Here is a 21,536-nt window from a genome sequence, read left to right as displayed (position 1 = left end):
TGAGAAACCCCTTTAGGCCTCCTCCAGGGGCCAGTAGGCGGTGGCCCCTAGGGCGAGGGGGCTTGGGGGAAAACCCGCCCGGTGGCGGCGGTAGGCGGCGAGGGCGATCATGGCCCCGTTGTCCTGGGAAAGCCCCTTGGGGGGGAAGTAGACCTGAAGCCCCGCCTCCCTAAAGCGGGCCTGGAGGGCCTGGTTCGCCGCCACCCCTCCCGCCACCAGGAGGACCCTGTGCCCCGTGTCCTCCGCCGCCCTTAGCACCACCTCCGCCAGGTGGAGGATGGCCGCCTCCTGGAAGCCCTTGGCCAGGGCGGGCCTGGGGAGGCCCCGCTCCACGAGCTGGAGGGCCTTGGTCTTGAGCCCCGAGAAGCTAAAGTCATAGCCCCTTTGCTCCCGCAGGGGCACGGGGAAGGGGATGGCCTCCTCCGCCTCCTGGGCAAGCCGCTCCACCTCCGGCCCCCCGGGAAAGCCGAGGCCCAAAAGCCGCGCCACCTTGTCAAAGGCCTCCCCGGCGGCGTCGTCCCGGGTGGCGCCCAGGAGGCGGTAGCGGCCCAGGGCCTGGACCTCAAAGAGGTGGGTGTGCCCCCCCGAGGCCACCAGGGCCAAAAAGGGGGGGTCTAGCCCCTCGGGCCAGGCGGCGGCGATGTGGCCCTCGAGGTGGTGGATGGCGTAGAAGGGCTTTCCCAAGGCCCAAGCCAGGCCCTTGGCGAAGGTGTAGCCCACGAGGAGGGCCCCGATGAGCCCCGGACCCCGGGTGGCCGCCACCAGGTCCAGGTCCTTGGGGCGAAGCCCCGCCTCGGCCAGGGCCCTCTCCGTGAGGGGGCGGATGGCCTTCAGGTGCTCGCGGCTTGCCAGTTCCGGCACCACCCCGCCGTAGGCCTCGTGGAGGCGCACCTGGCTCGCCACCAGGTTCACCACCACCTGCCCGTCCCTCACCAGGCCCACCCCGGTGTCGTCGCAAGAGGTGTCAATCCCCAAAACCCACACCCTTCCACCCTACCAAGGCTAGGCTAGGGGGAAGGTGCTCTGGCTTTTGCTCCCCACCCTCCTCCTCGTCTACCTCCTCTACCGGGCCCTAAGGCCGAGGCCCAGGGCCTGGGCCGGGGTGTGGCTTTGGCGGAAGGGGAAGGGGCGCCGCTTCCGCCCCCGGCTGGACCTAAGGCTTCTTCTCCTCCTCCTCGCCGCAAGCCTCCTGGTCCTGGCCCTGGACAACCCCCCCATGGGCCCCTCTCCCCTGGTCCTCGTGGTGGACGCCTCCGCCAGCATGGGCGCCAAGGAGGGGGCCAAGACCCGGCTGGACCTGGCCAAGGAGAGGCTTCTTCCCCTCTTGGAAAGGGCCCCGGAGGCGGTCTTGGTGCGGGCGGGGGAGGCCCTCGAGGCCCACGGCCCCGCCCCCGGGGTGGCCCTCAAGGGAAGGCTTCTGGCCCTGGAGGCGGGGGACCCCAGGGCGGACCTGGAGGGGGGGATGGCCCTCGGGAGGCGGCTCCTTAAGGCCCCGGTGGTGGTGGCCACGGACGGCCCCCCGCCCAAGGGGGCCGAGGGGTACATCGGGGTGGGAAGCCCCCAGGAGAACCTGGGCCTGGTGGCGGTGGCCAGGGGGTTTTTGGCCCTGGGCAATAGCGCAAGCCGGCCCCTCACCGCCCGGGTGGAGGTGGCGGGAAGGGTCTTGGAGGTGGCGGTGCCCGCGCGGGGCTTCGCCCGGCTGGAGGGGCTTCCTTCCACCTTCTCCGCCCGGCTTCTTGGGGAGGACGCCCTGGCCCTGGACGACGGGGCGGCCTTTGGCCTAAGGCGGCTTGGGGCGGACTACCCCAGGCTTCCCGCCCTGGAGAGGCTTTTCGCCCTCCTCGGGGTGGGCCCTGGGGGGGAGGTCCGGGTGCGGCTCGGGGTGCCGGAGGGGGCGCCGGAAACCCCCACCCTCTTCCTCGCCCCCGCATCTGGCCCCCCCACCCCCGTCCTCCTCACCGCCCTCCACCCCCTCCTGGAGGGCGTGGCCCTCCTCGGGGAAAGCCTTCCCCCACCCCCAAAGCCCCAAGGCCCCTGGAAGCCCCTGGCGGAAGGAGAAGGGGGCGTGGGCCTCCTCTACGCGGCGGAAAAGGGGCTCTACCTTCCCCCCCTCGAGGCCATCCAGGATAGGCCCTTCTTCCCCCTTTTGGTCTACAACTTCCTCAAGCCCTACCGGGAGGTGCGCCAAGGCCTCCTCGCCCCGGAGGAAACCCTCCTGCCCACCCCCGAAGGGAGCTTCCTCCCCAAGACCCCGGGGGGCGGGGGGCGGTTTTTCGCCCTCCTCGCCGCCCTGGTCCTCCTCCTGGAGGCCCTCCTCTTCCCAAGGCGATAATGGGGCCATGCGCTTTCGCCCCTTTAGCGAGCTAGACCTCGAGGCCCTGAACCGGGTGGCGGGAAACCGCCCCCTAAGCCTGGGGGCCGTGCGCCACTTCGCCCGCACGGGCCACTCCTTTTTGGCGGAGGAAGGGGAAGAGCCCCTGGGCTTCGCCCTGGCCCAGGCCGTCTGGCAGGGAGAAAGGGCCACGGTCTTCGTTACCCGGATAGAAGGGAAAAGCCCAGAGGTCCTGGAAGGCCTCCTCGCCGCCATCGTGAAAAGCGCCTACGACGCCGGGGTTTACGAGGTGGCCCTCCACCTGGACCCCGAGCGGAAGGACCTGGAGGAGGCCCTGAGGGCCCAGGGCTTCGCCATCGGCCCCCTGGTCCTGGCGGTGCGGGTCCTGGGGAGCCGGGGGGCCAGGGGCGAGACCCGGGGCGTCTTAGAATAGGGGCATGAACCGCGTCCTCATCGGCATCCGGGGGGAGCCCACCCCAGAGGGGATGGAGCGGATCCTCAAGGCCCTGAAGGCCCTGGAAGGGGTGGCCCAGGCCCAGGCCACGGGCCCCGCCCAGGTCCTGGTGGAGTACGACCCCCAGTCCCTCACGGTCATGGACCTGATCCGCACCATCCGGGAAGAGGGCTTCCTGGCGGGTATGCTCTAGGGGAGGTGCCCCATGCTGGACCTTTACGCCCTGGAAGACCTCCTCACCCCCGAGGAGAAGGAGGTGCAAAAGGCCGCCCGCCGCTTCCTGGAAAAGGAGGCTTTGCCCTATATCCGGGACTGGTGGGAAGAAGGGGTCTTCCCCACCCACCTCATCCCCCGCTTCGCCGAGCTCGGCTTCCTAGGCCCCACCCTGCCCCCGGAGTACGGGGGGGCAGGGGTGTCTAGCGCCGCCTACGGCCTCATCTGCTACGAGCTGGAACGGGTGGACTCGGGGCTAAGGAGCTTCGTAAGCGTGCAGAGCTCCTTGGTCATGTACCCCATCTACGCCTTTGGGAGCGAGGCGCAAAAGCGGGAGTTCCTCCCTAGGCTCGCCCGGGGGGAGCTAGTAGGGTGCTTCGGCCTCACGGAGCCGGATGGGGGCTCGGACCCCTACGGGAACATGAAGACCAGAGCCCGCCGGGAGGGGGACACCTGGGTCCTTTCCGGCACCAAGATGTGGATCACCAACGGCAACCTGGCCCACATCGCCATCATCTGGGCCAAGGACGAGGAGGGGCGGGTTTTGGGCTTCATCGTCCCCACGGACACCCCAGGGTTCCAGGCCAGCGAGGTGAAGCACAAGATGAGCCTCCGCGCCTCGGTGACGAGCGAGCTCGTCCTGGAGGAGGTTCGGGTGCCCGAGTCCTTGCGCCTGCCCCGGGCGGAAGGGCTTAAGGCGCCCCTTTCCTGCCTCACCCAAGCCCGCTTCGGCATCGCCTGGGGGGTCTTGGGGGCTTTGGAGGCGGTGTACGCCGAAGCGGTGGCCTTCGCCAAAAGCCGCGCCACCTTCGGCACCCCCATCGCCCAGAAGCAACTGGTGCAGGCCAAGCTGGCGGACATGCTCGCCTGGCACACGGAAGGCCTTCTCCTGGCCTGGCGGCTTGCCCGGCTCAAGGACGAGGGGAAGCTCACCCCGGCCCAGGTCTCCCTAGCCAAGCGGCAAAACGTCAAAAAGGCCCTGGAGGCCGCGCGGCTCGCCCGTGACATCCTCGGGGGAAGCGGCATCACCCTGGAGTACCACGCCATCCGGCACATGCTCAACCTGGAAACCGTCTACACTTACGAGGGCACCCACGACATCCACACCCTGGTCCTGGGCCGGGAGGCCACGGGGCTTAGCGCCTTTTAAATGGTCATCGCCTTCACCGGCGACCCCTTTTTGGCCAAGGAGGCCCTCCTGGAGGAGGCCAGGCTTCGGGGCCTATCCCGCTTCACCGAGCCCACCCCCGAGGCCCTGGCCGAGGCCCTTTCCCCCGGGCTATTCGGGGGGGCGGGGGCCCTCTTGGACCTAAGGGAGGTGGGCGAGGGGGAGTGGAAGGCCCTAAAGCCCCTCCTGGAGGGGGTTCCCGAGGGGGTGCCGGTCCTCCTCCTAGACCCCAAGCCGACCCCCGCCCGGGCCGCCTTCTACCGGGGCCGGGAAAGGCGGGACTTCCCCACCCCCAAGGGCAAGGACCTGGTGCGCCACCTGGAAAACCGGGCCAAGCGGCTTGGCCTAAAGCTGCCCGCCGGGGTGGCCCAGTACCTGGCGGGCCTCGAGGCCGACCTGGAGGCCTTGGAAAGGGAGCTGGAGAAGCTCGCCCTCCTCACCCCGCCCCTCACCCTGGAAAAGGTGGAAAGGGTGGTGGCCCTAAAGCCCCCCGTCACGGGGTTTGACCTGGTGCGGGCGGTGCTGGAGGGGAACGCCAAGGAGGCCTTCCGCCGCCTGAAGGCCCTACGGGAAGAGGGGGAAGAGCCCTTGCGGGTGCTGGGGGCGCTTTCCTGGCAGTTTGCCCTCCTCGCCCGGGCGCACCTCCTCCTCAAGGAGAACCCGAGGCCCAAGGAGGAGGACCTCCACCGCCTCGAGGCCCACCCCTACGCCGCCAAGAAGGCCCTGGAGTTCGCCCGGACCCTGGAGGAAGGCCTTCTCCGCCAGGCCCTGGACACCCTGATCCAGGCGGAAAGGCGGGCCAAGGAGGGGAAGGACCCCTGGCTCGCCCTGGAGGGGGCGGTCTTCGCCCTCCTCCATAGCGCCTTGACCGGCCGGTCAGCCACGCGGTAGAGTCTTGCCATGCTCCCACCCGAACTGGTGGAAGGAGTGCTCCGGCGCGCCTTGAGGGGCGGGGCGGACTTCGCCGAGGTCTACGCCGAACGCTCCCTGAGGCGGCGCATGCGGGTGCGCTCGGGAAGCTTAGAAGAGGCCCTTTCGGGCCTGGACTACGGGGCGGGTATCCGGCTCTTCTTCGGCACCCAGGTGGTCTACGCCTACACCAACCACCTCACGAAGGAAGGCCTCCTGGAGGCCTTGGAAACCCTCCTTAGGGCCAGGGGGACCCTAGGCCAGGTGGACGAGCGGGGCCAGGGGGGCTTGGACTTCCGCAGGCGCGCCCCCCAAGGCCTCCACGCCCCCCAGGTGCCCCTCTCCGCCAAGGACAAGAGCTACCGCCTGGAACGCCTCCTGGAGGCGGAGGCGGGGGCCCGCATCGCCCCGGAGATCAAGGAGGTGGAGGCGAGCCTCCTGGAGTGGGAGCAGGAGGTCCTCATCGCCAACACCGAGGGGACCTGGGCGGAGGAAAAGCGGGTCCGAACGCAGCTTCACGTCCTCGCCGTGGCCCAGGACGGGGCCGAGGTCCAGACCGGGGTGAGCGCCCCCGGGAAGGGCGTGGGCCTGGAGCTCTTTGAGCTCTTTCCCCCCAAGGCGGTGGGGGAGAAGGCGGCCCGCCAGGCCCTCACCAACCTCCGGGCCAGGCCCGCCCCCGCGGGCACCTTCCCCGTGGTGGTGGGAAATGGCTTCGGCGGGGTCCTCTTCCACGAGGCGGTGGGCCACCTCCTGGAAACCACCAGCGTGGCCAAGAAGGCGAGCGTCCTGGCGGACCGGCTTGGGGAAGCGGTGGCGAGCCCCGCCGTCACCTACATAGACGACGGCACCCTGCCCCACGCCTGGGGCTCCAGCGAGGTGGACGACGAAGGCCGCCCCACGGAGCGCACGGTGCTCATAGAAAAGGGGGTGCTCAAGGCCTATATGGTGGACCGGCTCGGCCACCTCCTCACCGGCTACCCCATGACGGGCTCGGGCCGCCGCCAGGACTACACCTTCGCCCCCACCTCCCGCATGCGCAACACCTTCATCGCCCCCGGGGAGGCGGAGGTGGAAGACCTCTTCCAGGGGATTGCCTTCGGCCTCTACGCCAAGGAGATGGGGGGCGGCCAGGTGAAGCCGGGCTCCGGGGAGTACAACTTCGCCGTGCAGGAGGGGTACATCATCCGCAAGGGCCGCATAGAGGAGGCGGTGCGGGGAGCCATGCTGGTGGGCAAGGGGCCGGAAACCCTCAAGCGGGTGGTGGCCGTGGCCAAGGACTGGGAGAACGCCCCTGGGATGTGCGGCAGCCTTTCCGGTTTCGTCCCGGTGGAGGTGGGCCAGCCCCACGTCCTGGTCTCGGAGATGGTGGTGGGAGGACGGGCATGACCCTGGAAGAGGCGAAGCGGTACCTGCTCCGGCGGGCCAAGGAGCTCGGCCTCGAGGCGGAACTCCTTTTCCTGGAGGACAGGGAGCTTTCCCTGCGGGCCCGGGAAGGCGCCTTGGAGGAGATCAAGGAGGCGCGGCAAGGGGGCTTGGGCCTGAGGGTCCTGGCCCAAGGCCGGGTGGGGTACGCCTACACGGAGGACCTCTCCCCAAAGGCCTTGGACTGGGCCCTGGAGGAGGCCCGGGAAAACGCCCTCCTCGGGGGAAGACCCGCCCACCTGCCCCCGGGGAGGCCCCTGGGGGAGCACGACCTTTTGGGAGAGGGGCTTTCCGCCCCCTTGGAGGCCAAAAAGGAGGCCGCCTTGGCCCTGGACGCCGCCCTCCGCCAAGACCCCCGCACGAAAGCCCTCGCCTTCGCCGCCTACAGCGAGCGGGAACGCCGCCTCAGCCTGGCCAGCACCTTGGGGGCGGAAGGGGGCTACCGCACGGGCCTTGCCGCCCTCATGGCGAGCTTCGTCCTGGCCGAAGGGGATAGCCTCAAGCAGGGCTTTGACCTCGCCCCCAGCAAGGAGTTCCACGCCCTGGACCCCGGGCGCACCGCCTTGGACTTCCGGGAAAGGACCGCCCGCCTCCTCCACGCCAAACCCTTGAGGACGGGCCGCTACCGGGCTTACCTGGAGCCCAAGGCCATGGCGAGCCTCCTGGCGGTCTTGGCCCAGGCCCTTTCCGGAAAGAACGCCCTGGAAGGGAAAAGCCGCCTCTTGGGGCGCCTAGGGGAAAGGGTGGCAAGCCCCCTCGTCACCCTCCTGGACGACCCCACCCTGCCCCAGGGCCTCGCCTCCCGCCCCTTTGACGCCGAGGGCACCCCGGCCAGGCCCGTGGCCCTCATGGAGGAGGGGGTCTTCCGCACCTTCCTCCACAACACGGAAACCGCCCGGGCCCTGGGTCAGGAGAACACCGGCCACGCCCACCGGGGCTACCGCTCCGCCCTGGACGTGGCCCCGAGCAACCTCTACCTCAAGCCCCTGGGGAACCTGGCCCTCGAGGAGGGCGTCCTGGTCACGGAGTTCATGGGCCTCCACGCCGGGGCCAACCCCATCACCCTGGACTTCTCCCTCCAGGCCCTGGGGCTTTGGGTGGAGGAAGGGAAGCCCCAGTACGCCGTGGAGAACTTCGCCGTAAGCGGCAACCTCCTGGAGCTTTTGCAAGGGATAGAGGCCTTAGGGGCAGCGCTGGAGTGGCTTCCCATGGGGCCAAGCGCCTTTGGTAGCCCCCTGGTGGCCGTGGCCGAGCTCTCCTTCGCCGGGGCATGAGGGTCTTCGTCACCCGCACCCTACCGGGAAAGGCCCTGGAACGCCTTCGGGAGCGGGGCCTGAAGGTGGAGGTCCACGAGGGGCTCTTCCTCCCCCGGGAGGAACTCCTGAGAAAGGTGGAAGGCGTCCACGGCCTCATCCCCACCGTGGAGGACCGCATTGACGCCGAGGTCATGGACCGGGCGGGGAAAACCCTCAAGGTCATCGCCTGCTACAGCGTGGGGGTGGACCACGTGGACCTCGAGGCCGCCCGGCAAAGGGGCATCCGGGTCACCCACACCCCGGACGTCCTCACCGAGGCCACCGCCGACCTCACCCTCGCCCTCCTCCTCGCCGTGGCCCGGCGGGTGGTGGAGGGGGTGGACTACGCCCGGGAGGGCCGGTGGCGGGCCTGGCACCCCGAGCTCCTCCTGGGCCTGGACCTCGAGGGCCTCACCCTGGGCCTGGTGGGGATGGGCCGCATCGGCCAGGCGGTGGCCAAGAGGGCCCTGGCCTTCGGGATGCGGGTGGTCTACACGAGCCGCACCCCAAAGCCCCTCCCCCACCCCTTCCTTCCCCTGGAAGACCTCCTCGCCACCGCGGACATCGTCTCCCTCCATGCCCCCCTTACCCCGGAAACCCACCGCCTCCTCAACCGGGAAAGGCTTTTCGCCATGAAGCCCGGGAGCATCCTGATCAACACCGCCCGGGGGGGCCTGGTGGACACGGAGGCCCTGGTGGAGGCCCTAAAGGGCCACCTTTTCGGGGCGGGGCTGGACGTCACCGACCCCGAGCCCCTGCCCCCTGGCCACCCCCTCTACGCCCTCAAAAACGCCGTCATCACCCCCCACATCGGCTCGGCGGGCAGGCGCACAAGGGAGCGCATGGCCGAGGTGGCGGTGGAAAACCTGCTTTCGGTCCTGGAAGGCCGCAAGCCGCCAAACCCGGTAGTATGAGCCCCATGAGCCTCCTCATCGGTTTCCTGGGCGGGGCGTTTGGGGGCTTGGTGGGCCTTGGGGGCGGCACGGTGATGATCCCCCTCATGGTGGGCGTCCTCAGGCTTTCCCAACACAAGGCCCACGGCACGAGCCTCGTGGCCGTCTTCTTCACCGGGCTGGTGGGGGCCTTCACCTATGGCCTCCAGGGCTCCTTGGACCTCAAAGCCGCCTTTTTCCTGGCCCTCACCGCCATCCTCACCGCCCGCCTGGGGGCCCGCTACGCCCACGGCCTCCCGGAGAGGGAGCTCAAGCGGGCCTTCGGTTGGTTTTTGGTGGCCGTGAGCTTCCTCCTTCTCCTCAGGCCCTACCTGGCCCCCATGGGCCTGGTGCGGGGCGAGGTCTTGGAGGACCTCACCCTCCTCCTGGCGGGGGCCCTCACCGGCTTCCTCTCGGGAATGATGGGGGTGGGCGGGGGGACCATCATGGTGCCGGCCATGGTCCTCCTCCTGGGCATGCCCCAGCACACCGCCCAAGGGACGAGCCTCCTCGCCATGGTGCCGGCAAGCCTGGTGGGGGCCTACACCCACCTGCGCCTGGGGAACGTAGAGGAGAAGCTCGCCCTGGGCCTCGTGCCCGGGGTTTTGGTGGGGACCTTCTTTGGGGGGGAGCTCGCCCACTTCCTGCCCGAAGGGGCCTTGCGGGTGGTCTTCGCCGCCGTCCTCCTCTGGACGGGGTGGCGGTACGTTCGCCCCTCGGGGGGGCGAAAGTAACCTTTTGCACTATTCGCCACGCTCAAGCCCTTTCACAATAAGGGGTGAAAGGAGGTGGGCAACCATGACGCGCTGGCAGGACTGGGCCAATCTCGTCCTGGGCGTATGGCTCATCCTCTCGCCGTGGCTTCTCGGCTTTAGCGGTACCCCTGCGGCCATGTGGAACGCCGTCATCGTGGGGGTGGTGGTGGGGCTTATGGCCCTCATGCACCTGAGGGGCGGCCCCCTGTGGGAGGAGTGGGTTAACGTCCTCTTGGGCGTTTGGCTCATCCTCTCCCCCTGGATCCTGGGGTTTAGCGGGGAGGCCAACGCCCTGTGGAACGCCCTCATCGTGGGCGTCCTGGTGGGGGCCTTGGCCTTAAGCGTCACCCGGGAAAAGCCCAAGGCGGCTTAAGAACTACCCCCCTTCCCGCCCAGGACCTCCTGGGCGGGTTTCCCTTGCGCCCAAAAGGCCCAAGGTGTAAGGTGGGGGTGGCCTTTAAACCGGTCCAGCGAGGCCGGAAAGGGGGAAACATGAAGCGCAAAGGGCTAGCGGCAAAAGGAAAACGGCGCGGGGGGTTTCGCCCCCGCTTTTTTAGGGGGGTAGGCCGTGCGCTTTAAGGCGGAACTGATGAACGCCGAGGAGATGCGCCGGGCCCTTTACCGCATCGCCCACGAGATCGTGGAGGCCAACAAGGGCGTGGAGGGCCTGGTCCTCATCGGCATCCACACCAGGGGTATCCCCTTGGCGGAACGCATCGCCCGGTACATCCTCGGGTTTGAGGGGAAGGAGGTGCCCGTGGGCACCCTGGACATCACCCTCTACCGGGACGACCTCACGGAGATCGGGGTGAGGCCCAAGGTGCGGGAAACCCGCATCCCCTTTGACCTCACGGGCAAGGCGGTGGTCCTGGTGGACGATGTCCTCTACACGGGCCGCACCGCCCGGGCCGCCCTTGACGCCCTCATGGACCTGGGCCGTCCCAAGCGCATCTACCTGGCGGTGCTCGTGGACCGGGGCCACCGGGAGCTTCCCATCCGGGCGGACTTCGTGGGCAAAAACGTCCCCACCGCCAAAAGCGAGGTGGTGAAGGTGAAGGTCCAGGAGGTGGACGGGGAGGACCGGGTGGAGCTTTGGGAAAGGGAGGGCCTATGAGGCACCTCCTGGACTTCCAAGGCTGGACCCGGGCCCAGGTGGAAAGCCTCCTGGACACCGCCAAGGTGATGCGGGAGGTTTTGGAGAGGCCGGTGAAAAAGGTGCCCGCCCTCCAGGGCTTCACCGTGGCCACCGTCTTCTTTGAGCCCTCCACCCGGACCCGGATCTCCTTTGAGCTGGCGGCCCGGCGCATGTCGGCGGACGTGGTCTCCTTCACCGCCGCCACCAGCAGCCTGCAGAAGGGGGAGAGCTACAAGGACACCCTCCTCACCCTCGAGGCCATGGGGATAGACGCCTACGTCATCCGCGCCGACGCCGCCGGGGTACCCCACCAGGCCACCCGCTGGGTGAAGGGGGCGGTCATCAACGGGGGGGACGGGCGCCGGGCCCACCCCACCCAGGCCCTCCTGGACGCCTACACCCTCCTGGAGGCTTTGGGCACCTTGGAGGGGAAGAAGGTGGCCATCGTGGGGGACATCCTCCACTCCCGGGTCGCCCGCTCCAACGCCGAGCTCCTTTCCCTCCTGGGGGCAGAGGTGTGGTGCGCCGGGCCCCCAAGCCTCCTGCCCGAGGCCCTGCCCGGGGCGAGGCTCACCCCTAGCCTGGAGGAAGCCCTGAGGGAGGCGGACGCCGTCATGGTGCTTCGGCTCCAGAAAGAGCGCATGGAAACGGGCTTGGTTCACCTGGACGACTACATCGCCCGCTACCAGGTGACGGAAAGGAGGCTAGGCCTGGCGAAGCCCCAGGCCCCCCTCCTCCACCCGGGCCCCATGAACCGGGACGTGGAGCTGGAGGGGGCCTTGGCGGACTCGGAAAGGAGCCTGGTGAACCGGCAGGTGCAAAACGGCGTGGCGGTGCGCATGGCGGTGCTCTACCACCTCCTGGTGGGAAGGGAGGGGGCATGATACTCATCAAGAACGTGCGGCTTGTGGACGCCCGTGGGGAGCGGGGCCCTGCGGACGTCCTCATCGGGGAAGGCCGGATCCTCTCCCTGGAGGGCGGGGAGGCCGAGCGGGTCATTGACGGGACGGGCCTCTTCCTGGCCCCCGGGTTTTTGGACCTCCACGCCCACCTTCGCGAGCCGGGGGAGGAGGTGAAGGAAGAGCTCGCCACGGGGCTCTTGGCGGCGGTCCGGGGCGGGTACACCGACGTGGTGAGCATGCCCAACACCAAGCCCCCCGTGGACGCCCCGGAGGCGGTGCGGGCCCTGAAGGAGAAGGCGGAAGCCCTGGGCCTCGCCCGGCTCCACCCCGCCGCCGCCCTCACCCTGGGGCAGGAGGGGAAGCACCTCGCCCCGGCGGGCCTCCTTAAGGCGGCGGGGGCCGCCCTCCTCACGGACGATGGCCGCACCAACGAGGACGCAGGGGTCCTGGCCCTAGGGCTCCTCCAGGCCGCTCCCTTGGGCCTTCCCGTGGCGGTGCATGCGGAGGACGCCACCTTGCGCCGGGGCGGGGTGATGAACGACGGGGCGCTTGCGGACCTTTTGGGCCTTCCCGGAAACCCCCCGGAAGCCGAGGCGGCCCGGATCGCCCGGGACCTCGAGGTCCTCCGCTACGCCCTAAGGCGAGGCCAGGCCAGGCCCCACCTCCACATCCAGCACCTCTCCACCCGGCGGGGGCTTGAGCTCGTCCGGGAGGCCAAGCGGGCCGGGCTTCCCGTGACCGCCGAGGCCACCCCCCACCACCTCACCCTCACGGAGGAGGCCCTAAAGGGCTTTGACCCCCTCTTCAAGGTGGCCCCGCCCCTCCGGACCAAGGAGGACCAGGAGGCCCTTCTAGAGGGGCTTCTGGACGGCACCCTGGACGCCATCGCCACGGACCACGCCCCCCACACCCCGGCGGAGAAGGAGATGGACCTCCTGAGGGCTCCCTTTGGCATCCCGAGCCTCGAGGTGGCCTTCCCCCTCCTCTACACCGAGCTCCACCTCAAGCGGGGCTTCCCCCTCCCCCGGCTGGTGGCCCTCTTCACGGACGGGCCAAGGAGGGTTCTGGGCCTAAAGCCCCTCCACCTGGAGGCGGGAGCGGAGGCGAGCCTTGTCCTCCTCTCCCCCAAAGAAAAGCCCGTGGACCCCAAGGCCTTCGCCTCCAAGGCCCGCTTCTCCCCTTGGGCGGGGTGGGTCCTCGGGGGGTGGCCCGTCCTCACCCTGGTGGCGGGAAGGGTGGCCCACGAGGCGCTAGAATGAAGGGGTGCTGAGGAAGCTTTTGGAGGCGGACGCCATCGGCCTCCGGCTGGAATGGGTGGGTGGGCTTCCCCTTTGGGAGGCCCAGCCCACTTACCGCCACCAAAAGGCCGTGGACCGGATCCGCCAAAGCATTCGTCCCAAGGAGGGCTCGCCCTGCCCTTGTATCCACGTGGCCGACGTCTACGTGCGCTTTCCCGATGGCTCCTACAAGCGGCCAGACATCGCCCTTTTCTGCCGGGAGCCCGAGGAGTTGGACGAGGCCATCACCCTTCTCCCCGAGGCGGTGCGCCGGGGTTACGAGGCCAAGGACCTGGAGATCGGCCCCCGCTTCTACCTTTCAATGGGTCAAGGACGTGGTGGTCTTTGACCCCTATACCCTCCTCGTCCTCCACCTGCGCCAGGACGGGGCTTTCCGCTACGTTTCCCCCGTGGAGCTGGCGTTGCGCTGCGGCTGCGTCCTCACCGTCTGAAGCTCTCCCAAAGCTTTAAGCCCTTCCGCCTCCATGAGGGAAAGGAGCCCCTTTAGAAGCCGTCTCGGGAAAAGGGGCCCACCGTACACGAAGCCCGTGTAGACCTGAAGGAGGCTTGCCCCCGCCCGAAGCCTTTCCCAGGCGTCCTCGGGGGTTTCTATCCCCCCCACGCTCACGAGGGTTAAGCCCGGGACCTGGGCCAGGTGCTTGAGCACCTCCAGGGCCCGCCCCTTAAGGGGCCTCCCCGAAAGCCCTCCCGCCTCCCGGGCAAGGGGGCTTCGGAGCCCTTCCCGGCTTAGGGTGGTGTTCACCGCCACCAATCCCTCCAAGCGGTGCTTTAGGGCCAGAGCCGCCACCTGGTCCAAGGCCGCAAAGGAAAGGTCCAGGGCCACCTTGAGGAGGAGGGGCTTGGCCGTGGCGGGGCGGAGGCGGGAGAGGAGCTCGTCCAAGAAGGGGCCCTCCTGCAGGGTGCGCAGGCCCGGGGTGTTGGGGGAACTCACGTTGAGCACGAAGTAGTCCCCGTGGGGCTCCAAGAGGCGAAGGGCCTCCAGGTAGTCCTCCGCCGCCCTTCCCAGGGGGGTTTCCCGGTTCTTCCCCAGGTTCACCCCCACCGGGAAAGGAAGCCCCCGCGCCCGGAAGGCCTCTAGCCGCTTGGCCGCCTCTAAAGCCCCCTGGTTGTTGAAGCCCATGCGGTTGATGAGGGCGTGGTCCTCGAGGAGGCGGAAAAGCCTCGGCCTTGGGTTTCCCTCCTGGGGCCTTGGGGTGAGGGTCCCCACCTCGGCGAAGCCAAAGCCCAAGGCCCACCAGGCTCCCAGGGCGCGAGCGTCCTTGTCCATGCCCGCCGCCAGGCCCAAGGGGTTCGGAAAGGTGAGGCCCAGGGCCTCCACCGTAAGCCTCGGGTCCTCCACCCGAAGAAGCCTCGCCGGCGCCTCCAAAAGGGGCCCCCTTTCCGACCACCAGGCGAGGGCCTTCAGGGCAACCTCGTGGGCCGTTTCCGGGTCCAGGGCGAAGAGGAGGCGGTGCATCCTTTCCATTCTCCGGTAGAATGGCCCCGTGCGGAAGACGCGCTTTTCCCTTCTCATCCTGGCTACCCTCCTCGCCGCCTGTAGCTACACCTTCACCGTGGACCTGGGCTCCACAAAACTCAACCTAGACGGCCTCCCTCCCACAAACCCCTTTGGGGAGCCCTACGTGGTCTACCCCACAACGCCCCTCACCCTAACCCCCCCTCCCTTGGATGCGGTGCGGGCCCTGGAGGTGAAAGGGATAGCCAGGGCTAACCTGGCCCTAAAGGCGCGTGTCCTCGTCTACGCCCGCGCCCAAGAACCCGGATCCGAATGCTACGCCACGAGCCAGTTTGTTCTTTGCCCCGCCAGCAAGGCCGGGGAGAGGGTGGGAACCCTGGACTTCGGAGGTCGGGCAGAAACCCCCTTTACCCTCGCGGGGGATACCCTGCTCCAGGGCCTACGCCATGGGCGACTCTGGTTGGGCGTGGCCGTGGAGGGCAACGTGCCGCCCGGCCTTGGTGAAATCCGTTTGGAGGAGATGAAGGCCCACGTCACCGTGGGACTCTAGGCCTCCTTTGTGCCCTCGGGCGCTAAAGCGCCCGCCCCCTGCCTTATCATGGAAGGCAGATGAAGGACGTCTTGCGCCTGGAACTTCCCGTTCTCCCCTTGAGGAACACCGTAATCCTCCCCCACACCACCACCGGGGTGGACGTGGGCCGCCCCAAGAGCAAGAAGGCGGTGGAGGAGGCCTTGGCCGCTGACCGCCTCATCTTCCTGGTGGCCCAGAAGGACCCGGAGGTGGACGACCCCACGCCCGAAGACCTCTACGGGGTGGGCACCTTGGCGGTGGTCAAGCAGGCCATGCGCCTCCCCGACGGCACCCTGCAGGTGATGGTGGAGGCCCGGAACCGGGTGCGCCTCCAAGGGTTCGTGGCCGCCCCCTACCTCAGGGCCTTGGGCGAGGTGCTCCCCGAGCCCCCCTTGGCGGACCCTGGGCTCGCCCGCGTTTTGGTGAACGAGGTCCAGGAGGCCTTTGAGCGCTACCTGCAAAACCACAAGACCCTGCGCCTGGACCGCTACCAGCAGGAGGCCATCAGGAGCACCCTGGACCCTGCTATCCTGGCGGACCTGGTAGCCCACCACGCCACCTGGTCCCTCGAGGAGAAGCAGGACCTCCTGGAAACCCCGGAGGTGGAAGAGCGCCTGAAGAAGGTCCTGGCCCTTCTCCTGCGCGACCTGGAGCGCTTTGAGCTGGACAAAAAGATCGCCGCCCGGGTCAAGGAACAGATGGACCAGAACCAGCGGGAGTACTACCTCCGGGAGCAGATGAAGGCCATCCAGAAGGAGCTCGGGGGCGGGGAGGACTTCCTAACCGAGATTGAAGAGCTCCGGGAGCGCATTGAGAAGAAGGGCATGCCTGAGCCGGTGAAGGAAAAAGCCCTCAAGGAGCTCAAGCGCCTGGAAAGGATGCAGCCTGGCTCCCCCGAGGCCACGGTAAGCCGCACCTACCTGGACTGGCTCCTGGACGTGCCCTGGACCGAAGCGGACCCCGAGGTCCTGGACATCGCCGTCACCAAGCGCGTCCTGGACGAGGACCACTACGGCCTCAAGGACGTCAAGGAGCGCATCCTGGAGTACCTGGCGGTCCGCCAGCTCACCCAGGGCAAGGAGGTGCGGGGCCACGCCCCCATCCTCTGCTTCGTGGGGCCGCCCGGGGTGGGCAAGACCTCCTTGGGCAAGAGCATCGCCCGGAGCATGAACCGCAAGTTCCACCGCATCTCCCTGGGCGGGGTGCGGGACGAGGCGGAGATCCGGGGCCACCGCCGCACCTACATCGGGGCGCTTCCCGGCAAGATCATCCAGGGGATGAAGCAGGTGGGGGTGGTGAACCCCGTCTTCCTCCTGGACGAGATTGACAAGCTCTCCTCCGACTGGCGGGGGGACCCGGCCTCGGCCCTTTTGGAGGTCTTGGACCCCGAGCAGAACCACACCTTCACCGACCACTACCTGGACGTGCCCTACGACCTCTCCAAGGTCTTCTTCATCACCACCGCCAACACCCTTGCCACCATCCCCAGGCCCCTTCTGGACCGGATGGAGGTGATTGAGATCCCCGGGTACACCCTGCCGGAAAAGCGGGCCATCGCCCGCCACTTCCGCTGGCCCTTCCAGGTGAAGGAGGCGGGGCTCGAGGGGAAGCTGGAAATCACCGATGCCGCCATTGACCGCATCGTGCAGGAGTACACCCGGGAGGCGGGGGTGCGCAACCTGGACCGGGAGCTCTCCAAGGTGGCCCGCAAAGCGGCCAAGGACTACCTGGAGGCCCCTTGGGAGGGGGTGCGGGTTGTGGAGGCGAAGGACCTCGAGGCCTACCTGGGCGTGCCCAAGTACCGCCCCGACCGGGCAGAAAAGGTCCCCCAGGTGGGGGCGGCCCAAGGCCTGGCCTGGACCCCTTACGGGGGCGCCCTCCTCACCATTGAGGCGGTGGCCGTGCCCGGCACGGGCAAGTTGAACCTCACGGGCAACCTGGGGGAGGTGATGAAGGAGTCCGCTCACGCCGCCCTTACCTACCTAAGGGCCCACCGGGAGGAGTGGGGCTTGCCTGAGGGCTTCCACAAAGACTTTGACCTCCACGTGCACGTGCCGGAAGGGGCCACGCCCAAAGACGGCCCCTCCGCCGGCATCACCATGGCCACCGCCCTGGCCAGCGCTCTCACGGGCCGCCCGGTGCGCATGGACATCGCCATGACCGGGGAGATCACCCTAAGGGGCAAGGTCCTCCCCATCGGGGGGGTCAAGGAAAAGCTCCTCGCCGCCCACCAGGCGGGCATCCATAGGGTGATCCTGCCCAAGGAAAACGAAGCCGAGCTCAAGGAGGTGCCGGAGGAAATCCTCAAGGACCTTGAGATTACCTTCGTGGAGGAGGTGGGAGAGGTCCTGAGGCTCCTCCTCCTGCCCCCTCCTCCCCCGCCCGTGGGCGCAGGGGACCGGCCGCAACCGGGCGCAGGGGCCTAGGGCAACGCCTCCTTTCGGTTGGCGTTCACAAACACCTCCCGGCCAAACCGGGCCACCACCTCTTCTGGCGCCACGAGGGTAGCCCCCAGGGCCTCCACTACCCGCCGCAGGAGGAAGTCCCCCTCCCGGATCTGCCCTTCCACCTGGGGCAGGCAGTCCTTGTGGTAAAAGGCCATGAGGGGTTCCAGGTGGCCTTCCGGGTTCACCGGCACCACCACGGGGTAGGAGGACTCTAGGGCCTTTTCATAGAGGAAGTCCCAGTAGGCTTGGGAAAGGAAGGGAAGGTCCGTGGCCGCCACCGCCACCCAAGGGTTTTGGGCGTGGACCAAGGCCGAGTGGAGCCCAGAGAGGCTATCCGCCCCTGGAAGGAGGTCCGGGTATACGGGCACGCCAAAGCCCTCGTAGGGGCGGTTCGCCACGATAAAGCGCTCCTTCGCCCCCGAAAGGCTTTCCAGAACCCAAGCCAACAGGGGCTTTCCCCGGTAGGGGAAAAGGGCCTTGTCTTCCCCAAAGCGCCTAGACCTTCCCCCGGCAAGGACCGCCCCGCTGTACACGCCCCCAGTTTACCGCCCCCCACCGCCCCTAAAGCCTTGCCGCAAGCCCCTTTGCCAGAAGGGGCGCATACAGAAAGCCCGTGGAGCCAAAGCCCGTGAGGGCATACCCTCCCTCCACGGGAAAGAGGTAAGGAAGACCCTCCCCTGGCCCAGAAAGACGGAAGCGCACCCCCCGCCAGGCGGAGGCCACCTGGGGCCGGTAGCCCACCAGGGCCTCCGCCCCTTCCAAGAGCCACGCCACCTCCCCCTCCGTGGGGGGCGGAGGGTCTGGACCTTCCCCCTCGGGCAGGTAGCTTCCCCCAAGGGCGCTTCCCGCCAGATAGACCCGGTAGCTTAGGGCCCGGGGGAAGTAGTCCAAAAGGGTGAGCACCAGGCCCGGGATGTGCCGGCCCAGGAGGCCAAGGAGGTGCGCCCCCCGCCCACCCCCGGCGTAGACCAAGATCTCACCCCGCACCTTCTCCCCGCCTTCCAAGCGTAGGTAAGGGGGCTCCCAGGCCAAAACCCGCCCCTTTAGGAGGGGCACCCCCTGGGCCAAGCGTTCCAAGAGGGGCCTGGGCTCCAGCCAAAAGGCCTCTTCCAGCACCACGCCCCCGCCCTCCCAGCGGTGCCTAAGCCCCCCAAGCCGCTCCGCCACCCTATCCCGGTCCTTCTCGGGCACGGGGCGGTAAACGCCGAGGTGAAGGGGAGCAAAGCGGCCGTAGAAGGCGAGGGCTGCTTCCAAGGCCCTCTCCCCCTCTTCCGCCAAGGTGAAGCGCCGCCCCCTTAGGGGGTTCACCAGGGCCACAGGGGGGCGGCTCGCCTCCCCTAGGGCCTCCGCCACCACCAGCACGGAACGCCCCGCCTCCCAAAGGAGGCGGGCCAGGGTAAGCCCCGCCACCCCGGCCCCCAGGACCACCAGCTCCGCTTCCCGCATCAAAAGCGGAACCCTTCCCCCTCCTTCCGGCAAAGCCCCCGGGCGGCCAGGCCCTCCAAGAGCGCCTGGGCCTCCCCTTCCCCCATGTAAGGGGAGAGGTCTTCCGGGCGCAAGAAGCCGCCCCGCCGCCAGGCCTCCTTCATGGCAAGCCGCTCTAAAGCCGCTGGGGAAGGCCCTTGGGAAAGCACCCGCCCCTGCCAGCGGGCCACGCCCAGGTAGCCCAAAAAGGCCGCCCCCAAGGCCAAGACAAGGCCAAAAGCGGAAAACCCTAAGCCCGCCCACAGGAGGAGGAAAAGGGCCAAGGCGGCGCTTAGGGGAAGGACCCGGGCCACGCCGCCTCCTTAGGCCACCGGCAGGGGAATGGGCGCGGGCTCCCTGGCCCCCACCACCTCGCCGAAGAGGAGGTGGGGCGTGGCCTGCTTGACCTCCACCTGGTAAAGGCCCGGGGTGGGAGCTTGGGCGGCGGGGATGAGGACCGGATGGTTCCCCCGGTCGTGCCCCTGGGCAAAGCCCTCCTCCTTGGCCTGGCCCCGCACCAGGACCTCCACGGTCTTCCCCACCCACTCCAGGTTGCGGCGGTAGCTCCACTCCTTCTGCTTCTCAATGAGGCGCATCAGCCTTTCCACCTTCACCTCCCGGGGCAGGTCCTGGAAGTGCTTGTAGGCGGGGGTACCGGGGCGGGGGGAGTAGATGAACATGTAGGCCTGGTCATAGCCCACCTCATCGTAGAGGGAGAGGGTTTCCTGGAAGTCTTCCTCCGTTTCCCCGGGGAAGCCCACGATGATGTCGGTGGAGAGAACTGCATCGGGCAACAGCTCCCGGATGCGCCGGATCCTTTCCAGATAGTGGGCCCGGCGGTACTCCCGGGCCATGCGCCTAAGCACCCGGTCCGAGCCTGACTGCACGGGGAGGTGGATGTAGCGGCAGATGGCGGGGGTTTCGGCGATGGCCTCGAGGATGTCGTCGGTGAAGTTCACCGGGTGGCTCGTGAGGAACCGCACCCTGGGGATGCCCATCTGCCCCACCATCCGCAAAAGCTCGGCGAAGCTCGGGTAGCCCGGCTGGTCCTTGCCGTAGGAGTTCACGTTCTGGCCGAGAAGGGTAACCTCCACCACCCCCGCCTTCTTCAGAAGCTCAATCTCCTTCAGGATGAGGTCGGGGTGGCGGGAGACCTCGGGACCCCTGGTGGTGGGGACGATACAGTAGGTGCAGTGGTGGTTGCACCCCCGGATGATGGTCACGTGGGCGGAAAGGGCCCCCTTGGGGGGTGGGGGAATGTAGTCCAGGAGGTCGTCCCGGAAGGTGAGGTCAAAGAAGCGCTCGTTTTGCTTCAGGGCCTCGGGCAAGGAGGTGAGGGCCCCCGGGCCCAAGAGGATGTCCACGCCGAACTTCTTGGCCATCTGCTGGCCCTCGTCCAGCTGGGCCAGACAGCCCATCATGCCCACGAGAAGGCCCCGCCTCTCCTTCTCCTTGCGAAGCTGGCCCAAAAGGGAGCGCACCTTCTCCACCGGCTTGCCCCGCACGGCGCAGGTGTTCACCAGGACGAAGTCCGCCTCCTCCACCGAGTCCACCAGCTCCCACCCCAGGCTCACCAACTCGCTCGCCACCAGGTGGGAATCGTACTCGTTCATCTGGCAACCGTAGGTAATGATGTGCGCGCGCATACGCCTCCTAGGGCTACCGGGGGGATCCCGGACCCTGCGCTATCTAGTGTAGCAAGCCCTTACCAAGTGCCTCCCCTTAGCCTTTCAGGCCAGTCCTCTCCAAAAGCCCGCAGCACTCCCACCACCGCCTCCCGTAACGTCTGAAACGCTCATAGCACCGCCGCGGCATCCCATGCCCCTTCACCACCGCCACACCCCCTCCACGGGATGGCGGTACGGACCGGATGCTGGCAGGCACCCCACTTCCCTTCGGCACCCAGCGCACCCTAGTAGCGGGCCCAGGGTAAAGCAACCCTCGTCTAGATAGGCCACCCTTATACCTCCACAGATTGAGACCCTTTCCCTCTTCCTCCAACACGCCTCCACCACCTCGGGGGTAGGCCTCTCCAGGAGGTCTCCCCAAAGCCGGATCTTCTCCCGCGCCTTGGCGTCTTGGGAAAGGCGCAGGAGCGCTTGGTTTTAAGGCGAGTCCTAAGGAGCGCCGAGGTTGGAATGATAGGGCATGGGGACTTAGCGCTGACCTCTAGAGGAGAACCGGGTCCTAGGGCCGAAGAAGATGCAGGCCCGAGGCGAGAAGGCGCTGCCGCAGGGGTCTTGTGTCCAAGGCTCCCACCTGCAGGAGAAGCCTGAACCCGAGCCTCCCCGCTTCCGGATAGACGTGAAGACCCACCAGGGGAGTACGGGTGGCCCGCAAAGCCTGGAGAACGGTCACAATCCCTTCCAGGTCGGGCACCAGGAGCTCTAACCGGCTTGCCGGTGCTTGCGGACGGAGGAGGGCCAGAAGACCCCGCAGGAGGTCGTAGGCGGTAACCATACCCAGAAGACGCCCCTCCTCCACCACCGGCATGCCCCCGATGCGAACGCTCTCCATGCGCAAGGCCACCTCCTCCGGGGGCTCGTCCGGATGGGCCACGGGAACGGTCTGGAGAAAGCGAGCCAACGGAGCTTTCAGGTCCGCCCGATGGTGCATGGGAGCCCAAGGAGCCAGGAGCAAGCGGAGCTGGCGCTCCCCCAAAAGCCCCAAATAGCGCTGCCCCTCCACCACGGGTAGGTAGCGCACCCCCGTCTGCGCCATCAGGCGGTGGGCCTCCTCTAGGGACATCTGGGGCCCAGCCACCACCAGCTCGGTCCGCATGA

General features: G+C 68.3%; 22 protein-coding genes and 1 pseudogene. 16 read left to right on the top strand and 7 right to left on the bottom strand.

Features of this window, described 5'->3' with window-relative positions; genetic code table 11:
- Positions 1 to 12: 12 nt before the first annotated feature.
- Positions 13 to 984: a tRNA (adenosine(37)-N6)-threonylcarbamoyltransferase complex transferase subunit TsaD gene (gene tsaD / locus LXN00_RS01205; RefSeq protein ID WP_234503483.1), complete on the bottom strand. Its 972-nt coding sequence runs from the start codon at positions 982 to 984 to the stop codon at positions 13 to 15.
- 34 nt (positions 985 to 1,018) lie between these two features.
- Here tsaD and LXN00_RS01200 point away from each other — a divergent pair, with 34 nt between their 5' ends.
- From LXN00_RS01200 to LXN00_RS01135, 14 genes and pseudogenes are all read left to right on the top strand, one after another.
- A complete protein-coding gene (locus LXN00_RS01200) occupies positions 1,019 to 2,332 on the top strand; it encodes a vWA domain-containing protein (RefSeq protein WP_234503481.1) in 1,314 nt (437 codons plus the stop codon).
- Between the two features lie 7 nt (positions 2,333 to 2,339).
- A complete protein-coding gene (locus LXN00_RS01195) occupies positions 2,340 to 2,765 on the top strand; it encodes a DUF1999 family protein (protein WP_234503479.1) in 426 nt (141 codons plus the stop codon).
- A gap of 4 nt (positions 2,766 to 2,769) precedes the next feature.
- The gene (locus LXN00_RS01190; RefSeq protein ID WP_234503477.1) at positions 2,770 to 2,979 is read left to right on the top strand and encodes a heavy-metal-associated domain-containing protein; all 210 of its coding nucleotides are present in this window, start codon (positions 2,770 to 2,772) and stop codon (positions 2,977 to 2,979) included.
- Positions 2,980 to 2,991: 12 nt separating this feature from the next.
- Positions 2,992 to 4,149 (top strand): acyl-CoA dehydrogenase family protein, encoded by a 1,158-nt coding sequence (locus LXN00_RS01185; RefSeq protein WP_234503476.1) that lies wholly within the window; start codon positions 2,992 to 2,994, stop codon positions 4,147 to 4,149.
- A complete protein-coding gene (holA, locus tag LXN00_RS01180) occupies positions 4,150 to 5,058 on the top strand; it encodes a DNA polymerase III subunit delta (RefSeq protein ID WP_234503474.1) in 909 nt (302 codons plus the stop codon).
- A gap of 9 nt (positions 5,059 to 5,067) precedes the next feature.
- Positions 5,068 to 6,462: a TldD/PmbA family protein gene (locus tag LXN00_RS01175; protein ID WP_234503472.1), complete on the top strand. Its 1,395-nt coding sequence runs from the start codon at positions 5,068 to 5,070 to the stop codon at positions 6,460 to 6,462.
- Positions 6,459 to 7,772, top strand: a complete 1,314-nt coding sequence (locus LXN00_RS01170; protein WP_234503470.1) for a TldD/PmbA family protein — start codon at positions 6,459 to 6,461, stop codon at positions 7,770 to 7,772. The genes LXN00_RS01175 and LXN00_RS01170 overlap by 4 nt, the downstream gene beginning before the upstream one ends.
- A complete protein-coding gene (locus LXN00_RS01165; protein WP_234503454.1) occupies positions 7,769 to 8,707 on the top strand; it encodes a 2-hydroxyacid dehydrogenase in 939 nt (312 codons plus the stop codon). The genes LXN00_RS01170 and LXN00_RS01165 overlap by 4 nt, the downstream gene beginning before the upstream one ends.
- A gap of 5 nt (positions 8,708 to 8,712) precedes the next feature.
- Positions 8,713 to 9,459, top strand: coding sequence for a sulfite exporter TauE/SafE family protein (locus LXN00_RS01160; RefSeq protein ID WP_234503453.1), 747 nt, complete (start codon positions 8,713 to 8,715; stop codon positions 9,457 to 9,459).
- 64 nt (positions 9,460 to 9,523) lie between these two features.
- Entirely contained in the window at positions 9,524 to 9,853 is a 330-nt protein-coding gene (locus LXN00_RS01155; protein WP_234503451.1) for an SPW repeat protein, read from the top strand.
- A gap of 195 nt (positions 9,854 to 10,048) precedes the next feature.
- Positions 10,049 to 10,594, top strand: coding sequence for a bifunctional pyr operon transcriptional regulator/uracil phosphoribosyltransferase PyrR (gene pyrR / locus LXN00_RS01150; protein ID WP_234503449.1), 546 nt, complete (start codon positions 10,049 to 10,051; stop codon positions 10,592 to 10,594).
- Positions 10,591 to 11,499: an aspartate carbamoyltransferase catalytic subunit gene (locus tag LXN00_RS01145; protein ID WP_234503447.1), complete on the top strand. Its 909-nt coding sequence runs from the start codon at positions 10,591 to 10,593 to the stop codon at positions 11,497 to 11,499. The genes pyrR and LXN00_RS01145 overlap by 4 nt, the downstream gene beginning before the upstream one ends.
- Positions 11,496 to 12,776: a dihydroorotase gene (locus LXN00_RS01140; protein ID WP_234503446.1), complete on the top strand. Its 1,281-nt coding sequence runs from the start codon at positions 11,496 to 11,498 to the stop codon at positions 12,774 to 12,776. The genes LXN00_RS01145 and LXN00_RS01140 overlap by 4 nt, the downstream gene beginning before the upstream one ends.
- 4 nt (positions 12,777 to 12,780) lie before the next feature.
- Positions 12,781 to 13,246, top strand: a pseudogene (locus LXN00_RS01135) (Uma2 family endonuclease).
- Here the strand turns inward: LXN00_RS01135 and LXN00_RS01130 are convergent.
- Positions 13,192 to 14,271, bottom strand: coding sequence for a quinone-dependent dihydroorotate dehydrogenase (locus tag LXN00_RS01130; RefSeq protein WP_234504125.1), 1,080 nt, complete (start codon positions 14,269 to 14,271; stop codon positions 13,192 to 13,194). The pseudogene LXN00_RS01135 and the gene LXN00_RS01130 sit on opposite strands and share 55 nt — an antisense overlap.
- Positions 14,272 to 14,299: 28 nt before the next feature.
- On the opposite strand from LXN00_RS01130, the gene LXN00_RS01125 reads away from it, so the two are divergent.
- Positions 14,300 to 14,821 (top strand): hypothetical protein, encoded by a 522-nt coding sequence (locus tag LXN00_RS01125; RefSeq protein ID WP_234503439.1) that lies wholly within the window; start codon positions 14,300 to 14,302, stop codon positions 14,819 to 14,821.
- Between the two features lie 59 nt (positions 14,822 to 14,880).
- Complete coding sequence (gene lon / locus LXN00_RS01120) at positions 14,881 to 17,268, top strand: endopeptidase La (protein WP_234503437.1); 2,388 nt, start codon at positions 14,881 to 14,883, stop codon at positions 17,266 to 17,268.
- Here the strand turns inward: lon and LXN00_RS01115 are convergent.
- The 5 genes from LXN00_RS01115 to LXN00_RS01095 form a co-directional block, all read right to left on the bottom strand.
- Complete coding sequence (locus LXN00_RS01115) at positions 17,265 to 17,822, bottom strand: molybdenum cofactor guanylyltransferase (RefSeq protein ID WP_234503434.1); 558 nt, start codon at positions 17,820 to 17,822, stop codon at positions 17,265 to 17,267. The genes lon and LXN00_RS01115 overlap by 4 nt on opposite strands.
- 28 nt (positions 17,823 to 17,850) lie before the next feature.
- Positions 17,851 to 18,738 carry an FAD-dependent oxidoreductase gene (locus tag LXN00_RS01110; protein ID WP_234503433.1) on the bottom strand — a complete coding sequence of 296 codons (888 nt, stop codon included), beginning with the start codon at positions 18,736 to 18,738 and terminating at the stop codon, positions 17,851 to 17,853.
- Positions 18,735 to 19,067, bottom strand: a complete 333-nt coding sequence (locus LXN00_RS01105; RefSeq protein WP_234503431.1) for a hypothetical protein — start codon at positions 19,065 to 19,067, stop codon at positions 18,735 to 18,737. The genes LXN00_RS01110 and LXN00_RS01105 overlap by 4 nt, the downstream gene beginning before the upstream one ends.
- Positions 19,068 to 19,076: 9 nt before the next feature.
- Positions 19,077 to 20,399, bottom strand: a complete 1,323-nt coding sequence (miaB, locus tag LXN00_RS01100; RefSeq protein ID WP_234503429.1) for a tRNA (N6-isopentenyl adenosine(37)-C2)-methylthiotransferase MiaB — start codon at positions 20,397 to 20,399, stop codon at positions 19,077 to 19,079.
- Positions 20,400 to 20,940: 541 nt separating this feature from the next.
- Positions 20,941 to 21,534: a CBS domain-containing protein gene (locus tag LXN00_RS01095; RefSeq protein WP_234503425.1), complete on the bottom strand. Its 594-nt coding sequence runs from the start codon at positions 21,532 to 21,534 to the stop codon at positions 20,941 to 20,943.
- Positions 21,535 to 21,536 lie beyond the last annotated feature (2 nt).

The sequence above is a fragment of the Thermus brockianus genome (genome assembly GCF_021462505.1).
GTDB classification, from domain to species: domain Bacteria; phylum Deinococcota; class Deinococci; order Deinococcales; family Thermaceae; genus Thermus; species Thermus hydrothermalis.
Note: the sequence above shows the minus strand (reverse complement) of the source record. Positions and strands in the feature narration are given on the sequence as shown.

Excerpts from the sequence above, each read along its gene's own strand:
- miaB (WP_234503429.1), bottom strand. The coding sequence starts at position 20,399 with ATGCGCGCGCACATCATTACCTACGGTTGCCAGATGAACGAGTACGAT.
- holA (WP_234503474.1), top strand. The coding sequence starts at position 4,150 with ATGGTCATCGCCTTCACCGGCGACCCCTTTTTGGCCAAGGAGGCCCTC.
- LXN00_RS01095 (WP_234503425.1), bottom strand. The coding sequence starts at position 21,534 with ATGCGGACCGAGCTGGTGGTGGCTGGGCCCCAGATGTCCCTAGAGGAG.
- LXN00_RS01170 (WP_234503470.1), top strand. The coding sequence starts at position 6,459 with ATGACCCTGGAAGAGGCGAAGCGGTACCTGCTCCGGCGGGCCAAGGAG.
- LXN00_RS01195 (WP_234503479.1), top strand. The coding sequence starts at position 2,340 with ATGCGCTTTCGCCCCTTTAGCGAGCTAGACCTCGAGGCCCTGAACCGG.
- LXN00_RS01190 (WP_234503477.1), top strand. The coding sequence starts at position 2,770 with ATGAACCGCGTCCTCATCGGCATCCGGGGGGAGCCCACCCCAGAGGGG.
- LXN00_RS01160 (WP_234503453.1), top strand. The coding sequence starts at position 8,713 with ATGAGCCTCCTCATCGGTTTCCTGGGCGGGGCGTTTGGGGGCTTGGTG.
- LXN00_RS01175 (WP_234503472.1), top strand. The coding sequence starts at position 5,068 with ATGCTCCCACCCGAACTGGTGGAAGGAGTGCTCCGGCGCGCCTTGAGG.
- LXN00_RS01155 (WP_234503451.1), top strand. The coding sequence starts at position 9,524 with ATGACGCGCTGGCAGGACTGGGCCAATCTCGTCCTGGGCGTATGGCTC.
- lon (WP_234503437.1), top strand. The coding sequence starts at position 14,881 with ATGAAGGACGTCTTGCGCCTGGAACTTCCCGTTCTCCCCTTGAGGAAC.
- LXN00_RS01130 (WP_234504125.1), bottom strand. The coding sequence starts at position 14,271 with ATGCACCGCCTCCTCTTCGCCCTGGACCCGGAAACGGCCCACGAGGTT.
- LXN00_RS01145 (WP_234503447.1), top strand. The coding sequence starts at position 10,591 with ATGAGGCACCTCCTGGACTTCCAAGGCTGGACCCGGGCCCAGGTGGAA.
- LXN00_RS01185 (WP_234503476.1), top strand. The coding sequence starts at position 2,992 with ATGCTGGACCTTTACGCCCTGGAAGACCTCCTCACCCCCGAGGAGAAG.
- LXN00_RS01165 (WP_234503454.1), top strand. The coding sequence starts at position 7,769 with ATGAGGGTCTTCGTCACCCGCACCCTACCGGGAAAGGCCCTGGAACGC.
- LXN00_RS01140 (WP_234503446.1), top strand. The coding sequence starts at position 11,496 with ATGATACTCATCAAGAACGTGCGGCTTGTGGACGCCCGTGGGGAGCGG.